Consider the following 12,809-nt stretch of genomic DNA (forward strand, 5'->3'; position numbering starts at 1 on the left):
ACGATCAAGACCATTTTTGCATTCTGCCCGGAAATCGCTATTTTCCGCGGCCCGGAGGCCCTGCCTGATGTCCGTTATCGATCCCAATATGAGCCCGAGCGCCCTTCGCGCGCTCGCCGAACAATCCAGCGCCTGGCCGTTCGAGCAGGCGAAGGCCATTGTCGCGCGGCTGAAGAAGAGCCCGAAGGACGAGGTGCTGTTCGAGACCGGCTATGGGCCGTCGGGCCTGCCGCATATCGGCACGTTCGGCGAGGTCGCGCGCACCTCGATGGTGCGCCATGCCTTCCGCGTGCTCACTGAAGACAAGATCAAGACCCGCCTGCTCGCCTTCTCCGACGACATGGACGGTTTTCGGAAGGTGCCTGACAACGTCCCGAACAAGGAGATGCTCGCGGAGCATCTCGGCAAGCCGCTGACCCGGGTGCCGGATCCGTTCTCCAACGAGCACCCCTCGTTCGGGCACCACAACAATGCGCGGCTGCGCGCCTTCCTCGATCATTTCGGCTTCGACTACGAATTCGCGAGCTCGACCGAGTACTACACGTCGGGCCGTTTCGACGCGACGCTGCTCAAGATGCTCGCCGCCTACGACAAGGTGATGGCGATCATCCTGCCGACGCTGGGGCCCGCCCGCCGCGCCACCTATTCGCCGTTCCTGCCGATCAGCAAGACCACCGGTATCGTGCTGCAGGTGCCGATGATCCGGCGCGACGTCGCGGCCGGCACGGTGACCTACGTCGACCCCGATACGAACCAGGAAGTCGAGACGCCGGTGACCGGAGGCAACGTCAAGTGCCAGTGGAAGGCCGACTGGGCGATGCGTTGGGTCGCGCTCGGCGTCGACTACGAGATGGCCGGCAAGGACCTGATCGACTCGGTGAAGCTCTCGGGCGCAATTGCGAAAGCGCTCGGCGGCACGCCGCCCGAAGGCTTCAATTACGAGCTCTTCCTCGACGAGAAGGGCCAGAAGATCTCGAAGTCCAAGGGCAACGGCCTGACCATCGACGAATGGCTGCGCTACGCCTCGCCGGAATCGCTGTCGCTGTTCATGTATCGCGAGCCGAAGGCCGCCAAGCGGCTGTATTTCGACGTCATCCCGCGCAATGTCGACGACTACCAGCAGTTCATCGACGGGTTTGCCAGGCAGGACGGCAAGCAGCAGCTCGGCAATCCGGTCTGGCACATCCACAACGGCAAGCCGCCGAGGGTCGACATGCCCGTCACCTTCCAGCTGCTGCTGACCCTGGTGTCGTCGTCGAACGCGGAGAATGCCGAGACGCTGTGGGGCTTCATCGGCCGCTACCGTCCCGGCGTGAGCCCGCAGACGCACCCCAAGCTCGATGCGATGGTGGGCTATGCCATCAACTATTACCGCGACTTCGTGGCGCCGACGAAGCAGTTCCGCGTGCCCACCGACACCGAGCGCGCCGCACTCCAGGATCTGCGCGACGCGCTGTCGCAGCTGGCGCCGGACGCCTCGGCCGAGGACATCCAGAACGTCGTCTACGAGATCGGCCGCCGCGAGCCCTTCCTCGACCAGGTCAAGAAGGGCAAGGACGGCCGCCCCGGCGTCACGCTGGACTGGTTCAACATGCTCTACCAGGTCCTGCTCGGCCAGGAGAAGGGCCCTCGCTTCGGCTCCTTCGTCGCAGTCTATGGCGTGCAGAACGCGGTCAACATGATCGACGGCGCGCTGGCGCGGTCAGCGTAATGCTGTAGCCCTCGGCTCCCGCTCAGATCGAGCGCAGCACATAGCGCCTGTTGTCCTTCTGCACCGGGCGCGCATTCATCGGGTAGAGCTTTGCGAAGGCGGCGACATCTGCGGCCGAGACCTGGATCGGGGTGGTCAGCAGCAGCCATTCCACTACTTCCGAGCAGGGCGGCGTCGTCAACGAGCCAGGATAGCGGAAGTAGCTGAGCCGCGGGGGCAGCATGCCGTGCGGATCGATGCCCGCATCCACCTTCACGGCGGGCCCTTCGGCCGTGGGCATGGTCTTGACGACCTGGCCGAAGGCCGGATTCGGCCTGCCCTCGGCCATCAGCACCCCGACCACGGCGAGCCCGCCGGCCTCGTTGCGATGGACGAAATGCGCCTCCATCGGAAAATTCTTGCCGCCGATCATGTGCTCGCTCGGGCGGTGGAAGTGCTCCTGAAGCAGCTTGTACTTGACGTCGCCGAGCATCAACGTGCTGCCTTCGGCGAAGTTGAGCTGGATGGTGTGCCCGTTGTTGACGATGGTGTCGGCGCTCTTGCCCCAGTTCAGCTTCAGAACCGGCAATTGCGACTTGATCGTCGCCTCGATGTCGATCGGCGATTGCTGCAGGCCGACCGCGCAGGCCTTGTTGGCCGCGTCGAGATCGCCCCATTTGGCCGGACCGCCGGCGCCTTCATAGCTCCAATGCGCGCCTTCCGCAGCGAAAGCCGGCTTGCACAGCGGACAAAGCGCGAGACCTGCCAGGGCCTTCAATGCGTGACGGCGATTCATCATATCCCCCCAGGATGAATTGATTCGGCAATATCGGCCGCAACCTATGCGAGAGCGGCCGTGAGTCGCAATGGCGATCGGGATGAAACGCGGCCCGCAGGAATGCGGCGGGGTACGACGCCGTTAAGGTCACTGGCTCCTCCACACGATGCGCGCCATCCACGCCACCTCGTCGACCGCCATGGTGCCCCCGGCCTGTGATGCATCGAGCAACTGCAGCTCCACGGCCTTCGCGGTGCGGCGCCTCAGCGTGGCGAGCGTCACCTCGCCCGCCTTGCTTCTCACCACCACGCGATCGCCTTTGCGGATCGGCGCCCCGGGCGACACCAGGACGATATCGCCGTCGCGATAGACAGGGGCAAACGCATCGCCGGAAATCTCCAGCGCAAAAGTGTGGCTGTCCTCCGTGGCGGGAAGCGCGGTTTCGGTCCAGCCCTTGCCGGAGGGAAAGCCAGACTCGTCGAAAGCCCCGCTCGCACCGGCAAGTGCCAAGCCGAGCAGCGGGACCGAGCGGCCGTCGCCTGCGTCATCATCGATCAGCCTTGCAAAGCTGTCGATCGAGGAGTCGGTCGCCGCCAGCGCCTTTGCGATCGATTCGGTCGAAGGCCAGCGCTCGCGACCGTCCGAGGTGACGCGCTTGGACCTGTTGAAGGTGGTGGGATCGAGCCCGGCCCGCTTGGCAAGGCCGGACGGCGACAGACCGGCGCGCGCCGCCAGCCGATCCAGCGCGACCCAGATCTGGTCGTGGGTGAGCATCCTCTGCGCTTTGGCCTGTCTGACCATGGAAGGTCCAGCCCGTCGCAACTCAGGAAAACTGTCCTCAAATCAACCGGTTTTCCGGTTTTCACGCAAGAGGCTGCGGGAGGCCGCATTTTCAAGCGAGGCGGGTACCGGTTCGCGCCAGGAAAACGCGTGAAAACAGCAATCTGGCGCTCCGTTTCGATTTCATCGGAACGGAAACGGCTCTAGGCCTTGAGTTCGGCAGGGGCGGCCTTTACGGTCGCGCCCGGGTTTTTGAGGACCCGCAACAGACGAAAAAACCCAAAAGACTCAAAGAGCAAACAGGGCTGCGCAAGCGGTGGTCAAGATCTACAAAATCTGTCCGGCTTCGGCCTGGCGCGAAGCGGAACGACAGGGTGTCTACCGGGGCAGCGCGGACGACGCGCGCGACGGTTTCATCCATTTCTCGACCGCCGCCCAGGTTCCCGAGACCCTGCGCAAGCACTATTTCGGCCAGCGCGCATTGTTCCTGATCGAGATTGACGGCGAGGCGTTCGGCAGCGAGCTGCGCTGGGAGCGCTCGCGCAACGACGAGCTGTTTCCACATCTCTATGGCGAGCTCGATCTCGGCGCTGTCATCGCGGTGATCAACCTCAACATCCGCTCCGACGGCGGCCACGATGTTCCGGAGCTGCTGCCGTGATCCGCGCTTTCGACGCCTTCTCGCTGCCGGTGCTGCGCTGGCTCGATCCCGAAGACGCGCATCGCCTCGCGATCCAGGGCCTGCGCTTCCTGCCGCCGGTCAAGCCGCGCGCCGACGATCCCAAACTCGCCATGCGCGCCTTCGGGCTGAACTTTCCTAATCCGATCGGCATGGCCGCTGGCTTCGACAAGAGCGCGGAGGTGCCGGACGCGCTGTTGCGGCTCCGCTTCGGCTTCGTCGAGATCGGCACGGTGACGCCGAGACCGCAGGAAGGCAATCCGCGGCCGCGGCTGTTCCGGCTCGAGCGCGACGAGGCCGTCATCAACCGCATGGGCTTCAACAATGACGGCGCGGACGCCGCACTGCGCCGGCTTGCCGCGCGCGCGCAGCACGGCGGCATCGTCGGCGTCAATGTCGGCGCCAACAAGGATTCAGCCGATCGCGTCGCCGATTACGTCAAGCTGATCGAGACCTTTGCGCCGGTCGCGAGCTACTTTACCGTCAACGTCTCCTCGCCGAACACGCCGGGTCTGCGCAATTTGCAGGAAGGCGCGCTGCTCGACGATCTCCTCGCGCGGGTGATCGACGCGCGCGAACGGGTGCGGCAGAAGGCCGGCGACACGCCGGTGCTGCTCAAGATCGCGCCTGATCTCAGTCTCGCCCAGCTCGACGACGTCGTGCAGGTCGCCCGCTCGCGCCGGGTCGACGGCATGATCGTGTCGAACACGACGATCGCGCGGCCGAGCACGCTGCGGGAGCAGATGCGAGCCAAAGAGCAAGGCGGCCTGTCCGGCCGGCCGCTGTTTCGCCTGTCGACGCGGATGGTCGCGGAGACCTATGTGCGCGTCGAGGGCGCGTTCCCGCTGATCGGCGTCGGCGGGGTGGATTCCGGCGGTGCCGCGCTGACCAAGATCCGCGCAGGCGCGAGCCTGATCCAGCTCTATTCGTCGCTGGTCTACAAGGGCCTCGGCCTCGTCGACGAGATCAAGCGCGACCTCACCTCGACGCTGCTCCGCACCGGGCGGGATTCACTGTCCGAGATCGTCGGCGCAGATGCCGCGACCCTGACGGCGGAAGACTGGCCGGGGGTGTAGCGAAGCCCTCGTAGCCCGGATGGTTTACGGTTTCGGGAACGTCGCCTTGAACTGGGCCGGATAGCGCGCGGCCTGCAAGCCGCCGCGCGAGAGATAAGAGGCCATCAGCGCGCACCACAGTCCGGCATTGCCGAGCGATTGCAGCGCCCACCAGGTGACGAGGAAGATCCCCAGCGAGGCCAGCATCAGATTGCGCATCTCGCGCGCCCAGGTCGCGCCGATATAGATCCCGTCGAACCCGAAGGCGAACACGCCGGGGATCGGCGCGAGCACGACGAACGGCAGGAATTCGCGCGCGGCGCGGCGGACGTCCTCGCTCGCCGTCATGAAATCGATCAGCGCCGGCCCGAACAGCGCGAACAGCACGGCGACGACGATGGCGAAGCCGAGCCCCCAGAGCAGCACCAGCCGGGTCGAATCGGCAAAGCCTTTTGCATCGCGTGCGCCGAGGGTGCGGCCGCAAAGCTGCTGGGCTGCGTTGGCAAGACCGTCGAGGAAGAACGCGCTGACCAGCAGGAAATTGTTGAGCACGGAGTTGGCGGCCAGCGTGACGTCGCCGGCCTGCGCGCCTTTAGCGGTGAAGAACAGGAACACGGTGATCAGCGCCGCCGTGCGGATCATGATGTCGGAATTCACCGCCAGCATCCGCAACAGCTTGTCGCGGTCGAGCAGCGTCGCATACGGCACGGCGAAGCCGCCATCGGCATAATGGCGGCAGACGATCACGCCGAGCGCGAACCCGATCGCTTCCGACACCAGCGCGGCGATCGCGGCACCGGCAATGCCGGCGTCGTAGACCAGCACCAGCAGGATCGTCGCCGCCATGTTGACGAGATTGATCACGACCTGAAGCAGTAGCGCTGAATTGGCGCGCGCCCGGCCGATCAGCCAACCGAGGATGACGTAATTGGCGAGCGCGAAGGGCGACGACCAGATCCGGATCGTGAAGTAGGTCTTCGCAGCCTGCGTCACCCCCACACTGCCGCCCATGAGCTCGAACAGCACCGCGGCCAGCGGCAGTTGCAGGACGATCAGCGCGGCGCCGATCAGAGCAGCAACGATGAAGCCCCGCGCCAGGATCGCGGTCGGCTCGCCCTTGTCACCTGCGCCCAGCGACTGCGCGGTGAAGGCGAGCGTGCTCATCCGCAGGAAGCCGAACAGCCAGAACAGGCAGTCGAAGATGATCGACGCGATCGCGACGCCGCCGAGCAGCGCAGCATCGTCGAGCCGTCCGATCGCCGTGGTCGAGACCACGCCGATCAGCGGCGTGGTCAGATTCGCGACCATCGCAGGACCTGCGATCGCGAACACGTCGCGTGAGCCAACCCTGGGATGGACGGGCGCGTGCATGGTCAGAACACGACGACCATGCCGTCCTCGGCCGCCATGTAGGGCAGCGTGTCGAGACGCGCCAGCATGTCGTCGCTCATATGGGTGAGGACGAGGCGCTTTGCGCCGATGTCGGGCAGATGCTGTTCCAAGGTCTTCAGGCTGAGATGGTTCTTGACCACCTTCTCGTACATATAGGCCTCAGCAATGAAAAGGTCGGCGCCATGCGCCAGCGGAATGAGCGTCTCCGTCCATTCCGTATCGGCGCTGTAGGCGAGCGTGCGGCCCTCGGCCTCGACGCGGTAGGCCAGGAAGGGGCCGCCGGATTCGCCGTGCACCACTGGGTAGGGCGTCACCGTCACGGTGCCGAAAGCCCGGCTTTGCTCGGGTGCGAGCTCGACGACATCAAGTTCGAAGCGCTGCTTCGTCTTGGAGGAGTGCTCGAACAGAACCTCCATCCCCTCGCGCAGCCGCCGCTCGATACCTTGCGGGCCCGCGATCGTCAGCGGCCGCGTCCGCCGCGAGAATTGCGCGTCGAGCAGGACGAACGGCAGGCCGGCGAAATGATCACCGTGGAAATGCGTGATCAGGATGAGGTCGATCTCGTTGCGGTCGACCTCCAGCCGCTTCAGCGCCGGCAAAGCCGACGCGCCGCAATCGATCAGGAAGTTGGCCTGGCGCCCCACGACGTGAAAGCAGGTGTTGAGCCTGCCGCCGGAGCCGAAAGCATCGCCGCAGCCGACAAAGCGCAATTGCATTGGCTGCGAACTCCCGAATCCTTACCGGCCGCGCGGCGCGCCGAACACGCGCGACAGCAGCCAGATCGGAATTACGATGACCGCGCCGAGCAGGAAATAGCGCCACAGCCAGTTCACCGCGTCGAAGCCGAGATCCCAGAGCCGCTGGAACAACAGGCGAATGCTGGTGATGATGTTCCAAGGATCGAAGCCGATCGCCGCCAGCACGACGCCGACCAGGATCGAGAGCAGGACCAGGCGAAACGCGACCGCCAGCGGGGAGCCGCCGAGAAAGCGGTTCAGGCCGTCACTGCGGCCGGCCGGCAAATCTCTGACGTCTTGGACCATCGCAAACTCCTCAGTCGGATTCGGTCCCCATTATAGGGCACGGCGAGGCACATGGGGAACCCGCAAGGGGGCGTCAATCGGGGTTACGGGAGTTTAATTCGGGTCGCGCGCCCGGCTTTGATTTGGGGCACTCTGCGGCCGCGAGCTCGCTCCTTGCCTCGCCTTAGAGGCAACAGTTCATACCTCAATCTCCGCCACCTCCGCCTTCAGCATCCTCTCCAGCGTCTCCAGCCGGTCCGCCTCCCGCGGCGGCTTGTCCCAGCGCAGGCGGCTGATGCGGGGAAAGCGCATGGCGACGCCGGACTTGTGCCGCGGCGAGCGCTGCAGGCCCTCGAACGCCACCTCCAGCACCAGCCCCTTGTCGCCCTCGTGCACGACATGGCGGACGGGGCCGAATTTTTCCGTGGTGTTGCGGCGGACGAAGCGGTCGATCTGCAGCAGCTCCTCGTCCGTGAAGCCGAAATAGGCCTTGCCAACCGGCACCAGCTCGTCCCCGGTGTCGCCTTTGGTCCAGACACCGAAGGTGTAGTCGGAATAATAGGACGAACGCTTGCCGTGACCGCGCTGCGCATACATCAGCACGGCATCAATGATATGCGGATCGCGCTTCCACTTCCACCATTGGCCCTTCGGCCGGCCCGGCAGATAGGGCGCATCGCGCCGCTTCAGCATCACGCCCTCGACCGCGTCTGCGTCTTCGCCGGCGCCGGCACTCGCCGGGTCGGCGCGCGCGGCGGTCAATGCTTCCCAGCTTACGAAGGGAACGGTCGGCGACAGATCGATGCGGAGATCACCGAGCTTTGCAACGAAGCTCTCCAGCCGCTCACGCCGCTCCGCGAACGGCAGCTCGCGCAGATCGTTCTCGTCGTCGCCAAGCAGATCATAGGCCCGCAGATGGATCGGAAACTCCTTGATCAGCTTCGGCGAAACGACCTTCCGGTTGAGCCTCTGCTGCAGGACGTTGAAACTCTGCACCCGGCCCTCACGCAAGATCAGGAGCTCGCCGTCGATCGCACCCGGCAGCCGCAGCGATGGCACGAGATCCGGGAAGCTGCCCGTGATGTCCTCGCCGGTGCGTGAATAGAGCCGGGCCGTGACGTGGCCGCGATCGTCGCGCCCCGCCACCGCCTGCACGCGGATGCCGTCCCATTTCCATTCGGCGATGTAGTCGGCGGGATCGAGTGCGGCGAAATCGCTGTCCTCGATCGCATGCGCCAGCATCACGGGCCGGAACGGCGCGGGATTGCGATTGACCGGCTTCTCGGCACGGCCCTCCAGCCAGGCGAACAGGTCGAGATAGGGCGGTGCGAGCCCCGGCCAGATCAGCTCGACCTCATGCGGGTCCTTGTCGCCGAGCGCTGCGGCGGCAGTCTTGGCGAGGCGCGCGGAGATGCCGATACGCAAGCTCCCGGTGACGAGCTTCAAGAGCGCCCAACGGCCGGTCTCATCGAGCTCGTCGAGCCAGCGCTCGAGCTGCTTCGGCAGCTCGGTCTTGCCGAGCGTGCGGAGCGTGGTGACGACCTCGGTGAGGGTGGGAGGTGGCGGATTGTTGTGGGCGGCGAGCTCCGCCCTTGGCCACATCAGCGCCACCGTCTCGGAGAGATCGCCGACATAATCATAGCTCAACCCGAACAGCACTTCGTCGGTGCGGGCCGCGATGAGGTCGCGGATCAACGCCGGCTTGGCGTGCTTGAAGCTGAGCGCGCCGGTGAGCGCCGCCAGCGCATAGCCGCGGTCGGGATCGCCGACCTCGCGGAAGTAGCCGGTGAGCAGTCGCAGCTTGTTGTTGCGGCCGGGCTCGTAGGCGAGGCGGTCGAGCAATTCGGCGAAGCGGTTCATGCTTCGGCCTCGTCGGCGGCAGGCGTCGTCTCGCTCTCCTCCTCGTCGCCATAGCCGACGAGATCGAGCGGCTGCGCTTTCAGACCTTTGCTTCGGCACCAATGCACCAGCGCATCTTCCTGGCCGTGGGTGACCCAGATCTCGCCGGCGCCGGTCGCACCGATCGTAGCGGTGAGGCCGTCCCAATCGGCGTGGTCGGAGATCACCAGCGGCAGCTCGACGCCGCGCTGCCGCGCCCGGGCGCGCACCCGCATCCAGCCCGAGGCAAAGGCGGTGACCGGATCGGGAAAGCGCCGTGTCCAGAGATCGGAGGTCGCCGACGGCGGCGCCAGCGTGATGGTGCCGGCCAGCGCCGCCTTCTTGACACCCTTCACCGGCCTGAGGTCGCCGAGCTCGATGCCGCGGCTCTGGTAGTAATGCGTGATCGTCTCCATCGCGCCATGCAAATAGATCGGCGCGTCATAGCCGGCCTGCCGCAGCAGCCTGATCACGCGCTGCGCCTTGCCGAGCGAGTAGGCCCCGACGAGATGCGCGCGCTCCGGAAACAGCGCGACGGAGCCGAGCAGTTTCTTGACCTCATCGGCTGCATCGCCATGTCGGAACACCGGCAGGCCGAAGGTGGCCTCGGTGATGAAGATGTCGCAGGGCACCAGCTCGAACGGCGTGCAGGTCGGGTCGGGCGCATCCTTGTAATCGCCGGAAGCGACGATGCAGGTATCCTTGCACGTGACGGCGATCTGTGCCGAACCCAGCACGTGGCCGGCGGGGTGAAACTTGACGCGGACATCGCCGAGGCGGATCTCCTCACCATAGCGGATGGCTTGCGTCGATCCGGCAAAGTTCTCGCCATAGCGCAACCGCATCATGTCCAGCGTTTCCTGCGTCGCCAGCACCGCGCCATGGCCGGCGCGGGCATGGTCGGAATGGCCGTGGGTGATCACGGCCCGCTCGACCGGGCGGACGGGGTCAATATGGAAACCGCCGGGCTTACAGCACAGGCCGGCAGCAACTGGCAGCAGGATGTCTTGGGGACGCATGATGGTCATATAGGCGGCGGTACCCAATATTCACGCGTGATGCGCGGGCTTGACCCACGCATCCATCGCCCTAAACAGTTCCTTCTTGATGGATTGCCGGGCCTTCGCCGCGCCGGAGGGGCTTCGGCCCGGCAGGCGGGGCAAGCCCGGCAATGACGAATTGGTTCCCTAATGCCGCTCCGCCTGTTCCAGACCTCCGGCGATCTCATGGCCGACCGCCGTTTCGAGTTCGCGCGCGACCTCCAACTCAAGGGCGACCTGCCGGCCGCCGCGGACCTGATCGAGCAGGCCATCGAGCTGGCGCCGAACTTCACCTCGGCCTGGTTCACGCTGGGCGAGATCCGCCAGCAGCTCGGCCAGCACGACAAGGCGATCGAAGCGTTTCGCAAGGCGCGTGACTGCGACCCCGAGGATCAGCACGGCGCCGGTCTGCACCTGATGCGCCTCGGCGACGCCGGGATGGCGGAGATGCCCAAGGCCTATGTGCAGGCCCTGTTCGACCAGTACGCGCCGCGCTTCGAGCACGCACTGATCAACGATCTCGGCTATCGCGCCCCCGAGCTGATCTTCAAGGCGGTGCTGGCCGCGCGCGTCGCCGCGAAGAAGCCGGCCTTCTTCAAGCGCACCATCGACCTCGGCTGCGGCACCGGGCTCGCGGCCGCGGCCTTCGCCAAGCAGGTCGACCATTTCATCGGCATTGATCTGTCGCCCGGCATGATCAAGGAGGCGCGCGCCACCAACCTCTACGCCGAGCTCGAAGTCGCCGACATGATCGAAGGCCTGCGCACCAAGAGTGACGGATGCGCCAACCTCGTCGTGGCCGCGGACGCCTTCGTCTATCTCTCCGATCTCGCGCCGGTGCTGACCGAAGCGAAGCGCGTGCTCGTATCCGGCGGCGTGCTCGCCTTCACGCTGGAGACGCATGCCGGCAGCGGCGTCGTGCTCGGCGAAGGCCTGCGATATGCCCATTCGGCGGAATATGTGCGCGGTGCGATTGTGAACGCCGGACTGAAGCTGCTGACGCTCGAGCCGGCTTCGCCGCGCAACGAGAACAACGAGCCTGTGCGCGGCCTCGTCGTGGTCGCCGAGAAAACTTGAGTCTAGGCGCTAACGCTCTGGAATTTAAGCGTCATTGCGTCGCAACGTAGCGACTTCCCACTTGCGAGCCGTGCTGCGATGCCAGCACAATGCGCGCACAAGGGAGAAACAATAATGGCCAAGAATCCATCGCGGCGCGATTTCAACGCCGCCGCGCTCGCCACCATTGCCGCATCCACCTTGCCCGCGCCCTGCGTCTGGGCCGCCGAGAAGAAATACGATGCGGGCGCCAGCGACACCGAGATCAAGATCGGGCAGACCGTGCCGCATTCCGGCCCCGGCTCGCTTTACGGCGTGCTCGGTCGCATCGGCGAAGCCTATTTCCAGATGCTGAACGAGAAGGGCGGCATCAACGGACGCAAGGTCAAGTTTCTCACCATGGACGATGCCTATAGCGCGCCGAAATGCGTCGAGGCGACGCGGCGCCTGGTCGAGCAGGAAGAGGTGCTTGCGCTGTACGGCTCGCTCGGCACCGCGCCGCAGACCGCCGTGCACAAATACCTGAACTCCAAGGGCGTGCCGCAGCTGCTGCTCAACACCGGCGCCTCGAAGTGGAATAACCCGAAAGAGTTCAAATGGACGATGGCGGCCCTGCCGCTCTATCCGACGGAGGCGCGCATCCTGGCCCGCCACGTCGTCAGCGTGAACCCGAACGCGAAGGTCGGCATCCTCTACCAGAACGACGATTTCGGCCGCGACTTCCTAGGGCCGTTCAAGAAGGTGCTGGCCGATGCCGGCGGCACCGCCAAGGTGATCATGGAGCAGACCTACGATCTCACGGACCCGACCGTCGATTCGCAGCTCATCAATCTCTCGAAATCCGGCGCCGACGTCTTCTACAACATCTCCACCGGCAAGGCCTCGTCGCAGTCGATCCGGAAAGTCGCCGAGCTCGGCTGGAAGCCGCTGCAGCTGTTGTCGGCGGGCTCGACCGGCCGCTCGATCCTCAGCGCCGCCGGCCTGGAGAACTGCACTGGCATCGTCGCGATCCGCTACAACAAGGAGGTCGGCCTGCCGAAATGGGAGAAGGATCCTGATGTGATGGCGTTCGAGGAGCTGCGCAAGAAATATCTGCCCAGCATCGACCCGGACAACACCATCGCCTTCGCCGGCTACGGCCAGGCCGCGACCATGGGCGAGATCCTGCGCCGCTGCGGCGACGACCTCACCCGCGCCAATGTGCTGAAGCAGGCCTCGACGCTCGCGGGCTTCCACTCGCCCTATTTCCTCGACGGCGTCACCTACAGCTATACGCCCGAGGACTACACGCCGATGAAGACGCTGTTCATCTCGACCTTCACCGGCAAGGACTGGGACATCTCGGACAAGCCGATGTCGGAGTAGTCAGGGGGACGAGGCGGGCGCCGCTGCTCCCCCTCTCCTGCCCCGCCAGGAGAGGCAGGAAGCAGGCGCACGCT

Annotated in this window: 12 protein-coding genes; 5 read left to right on the forward strand and 7 right to left on the reverse strand. The window is 65.5% G+C overall.

Annotated features, from left to right (window positions below; genetic code table 11):
- Positions 1-67 precede the first annotated feature (67 nt).
- A complete protein-coding gene (locus X268_RS30270; RefSeq protein ID WP_128928328.1) occupies positions 68-1,711 on the forward strand; it encodes a lysine--tRNA ligase in 1,644 nt (547 codons plus the stop codon).
- Positions 1,712-1,733: 22 nt separating this feature from the next.
- On the opposite strand, the gene X268_RS30275 is transcribed toward X268_RS30270, so the two are convergent.
- Together X268_RS30275 and X268_RS30280 are read right to left on the reverse strand one after the other, a co-directional pair.
- Entirely contained in the window at positions 1,734-2,486 is a 753-nt protein-coding gene (locus tag X268_RS30275) for a carbonic anhydrase (protein ID WP_128928329.1), read from the reverse strand.
- Positions 2,487-2,615: 129 nt separating this feature from the next.
- Positions 2,616-3,269: a S24 family peptidase gene (locus X268_RS30280; protein WP_128928330.1), complete on the reverse strand. Its 654-nt coding sequence runs from the start codon at positions 3,267-3,269 to the stop codon at positions 2,616-2,618.
- A gap of 295 nt (positions 3,270-3,564) precedes the next feature.
- Between X268_RS30280 and X268_RS30285 the strand changes: the two genes are divergently transcribed.
- Together X268_RS30285 and X268_RS30290 are read left to right on the forward strand one after the other, a co-directional pair.
- Complete coding sequence (locus X268_RS30285; RefSeq protein ID WP_128928331.1) at positions 3,565-3,909, forward strand: DUF952 domain-containing protein; 345 nt, start codon at positions 3,565-3,567, stop codon at positions 3,907-3,909.
- The gene (locus tag X268_RS30290) at positions 3,906-5,003 is read left to right on the forward strand and encodes a quinone-dependent dihydroorotate dehydrogenase (RefSeq protein WP_128928332.1); all 1,098 of its coding nucleotides are present in this window, start codon (positions 3,906-3,908) and stop codon (positions 5,001-5,003) included. Before X268_RS30285 ends, X268_RS30290 begins: the two co-directional genes overlap by 4 nt.
- 24 nt (positions 5,004-5,027) lie before the next feature.
- Here the strand turns inward: X268_RS30290 and X268_RS30295 are convergent, their stop codons facing one another.
- The 5 genes from X268_RS30295 to X268_RS30315 all read right to left on the reverse strand — a co-directional run bounded on the left by X268_RS30295 (position 5,028) and on the right by X268_RS30315 (position 10,293).
- The gene (locus X268_RS30295) at positions 5,028-6,353 is read right to left on the reverse strand and encodes an MATE family efflux transporter (RefSeq protein ID WP_128928333.1); all 1,326 of its coding nucleotides are present in this window, start codon (positions 6,351-6,353) and stop codon (positions 5,028-5,030) included.
- Positions 6,354-6,355: 2 nt separating this feature from the next.
- Positions 6,356-7,090 (reverse strand): MBL fold metallo-hydrolase, encoded by a 735-nt coding sequence (locus X268_RS30300; protein WP_128928334.1) that lies wholly within the window; start codon positions 7,088-7,090, stop codon positions 6,356-6,358.
- 21 nt (positions 7,091-7,111) lie between these two features.
- Positions 7,112-7,417 (reverse strand): DUF6460 domain-containing protein, encoded by a 306-nt coding sequence (locus X268_RS30305; RefSeq protein WP_128928335.1) that lies wholly within the window; start codon positions 7,415-7,417, stop codon positions 7,112-7,114.
- A 177-nt stretch (positions 7,418-7,594) separates the two neighbouring features.
- Positions 7,595-9,256, reverse strand: coding sequence for a cisplatin damage response ATP-dependent DNA ligase (locus X268_RS30310; protein ID WP_128928336.1), 1,662 nt, complete (start codon positions 9,254-9,256; stop codon positions 7,595-7,597).
- On the reverse strand, positions 9,253-10,293 hold the full coding sequence (locus tag X268_RS30315; RefSeq protein ID WP_128928337.1) for a ligase-associated DNA damage response exonuclease: 1,041 nt from the start codon (positions 10,291-10,293) through the stop codon (positions 9,253-9,255). Before X268_RS30315 ends, X268_RS30310 begins: the two co-directional genes overlap by 4 nt.
- A gap of 171 nt (positions 10,294-10,464) precedes the next feature.
- On the opposite strand from X268_RS30315, the gene X268_RS30320 reads away from it, so the two are divergent.
- Together X268_RS30320 and X268_RS30325 are read left to right on the forward strand one after the other, a co-directional pair.
- Positions 10,465-11,391: a class I SAM-dependent DNA methyltransferase gene (locus X268_RS30320; protein WP_128928338.1), complete on the forward strand. Its 927-nt coding sequence runs from the start codon at positions 10,465-10,467 to the stop codon at positions 11,389-11,391.
- Positions 11,392-11,505: 114 nt separating this feature from the next.
- Complete coding sequence (locus X268_RS30325) at positions 11,506-12,735, forward strand: ABC transporter substrate-binding protein (RefSeq protein ID WP_128928339.1); 1,230 nt, start codon at positions 11,506-11,508, stop codon at positions 12,733-12,735.
- Positions 12,736-12,809 lie beyond the last annotated feature (74 nt).

The organism is Bradyrhizobium guangxiense (assembly GCF_004114915.1).
GTDB classification, from domain to species: Bacteria; Pseudomonadota; Alphaproteobacteria; order Rhizobiales; family Xanthobacteraceae; genus Bradyrhizobium; species Bradyrhizobium guangxiense.

Excerpts from the sequence above, each read along its gene's own strand:
- X268_RS30315 (WP_128928337.1), bottom strand. The coding sequence starts at position 10,293 with ATGCGTCCCCAAGACATCCTGCTGCCAGTTGCTGCCGGCCTGTGCTGT.
- X268_RS30295 (WP_128928333.1), bottom strand. The coding sequence starts at position 6,353 with ATGCACGCGCCCGTCCATCCCAGGGTTGGCTCACGCGACGTGTTCGCG.
- X268_RS30275 (WP_128928329.1), bottom strand. The coding sequence starts at position 2,486 with ATGAATCGCCGTCACGCATTGAAGGCCCTGGCAGGTCTCGCGCTTTGT.
- X268_RS30270 (WP_128928328.1), top strand. The coding sequence starts at position 68 with ATGTCCGTTATCGATCCCAATATGAGCCCGAGCGCCCTTCGCGCGCTC.
- X268_RS30310 (WP_128928336.1), bottom strand. The coding sequence starts at position 9,256 with ATGAACCGCTTCGCCGAATTGCTCGACCGCCTCGCCTACGAGCCCGGC.
- X268_RS30325 (WP_128928339.1), top strand. The coding sequence starts at position 11,506 with ATGGCCAAGAATCCATCGCGGCGCGATTTCAACGCCGCCGCGCTCGCC.
- X268_RS30300 (WP_128928334.1), bottom strand. The coding sequence starts at position 7,090 with ATGCAATTGCGCTTTGTCGGCTGCGGCGATGCTTTCGGCTCCGGCGGC.
- X268_RS30305 (WP_128928335.1), bottom strand. The coding sequence starts at position 7,417 with ATGGTCCAAGACGTCAGAGATTTGCCGGCCGGCCGCAGTGACGGCCTG.
- X268_RS30320 (WP_128928338.1), top strand. The coding sequence starts at position 10,465 with ATGCCGCTCCGCCTGTTCCAGACCTCCGGCGATCTCATGGCCGACCGC.
- X268_RS30280 (WP_128928330.1), bottom strand. The coding sequence starts at position 3,269 with ATGGTCAGACAGGCCAAAGCGCAGAGGATGCTCACCCACGACCAGATC.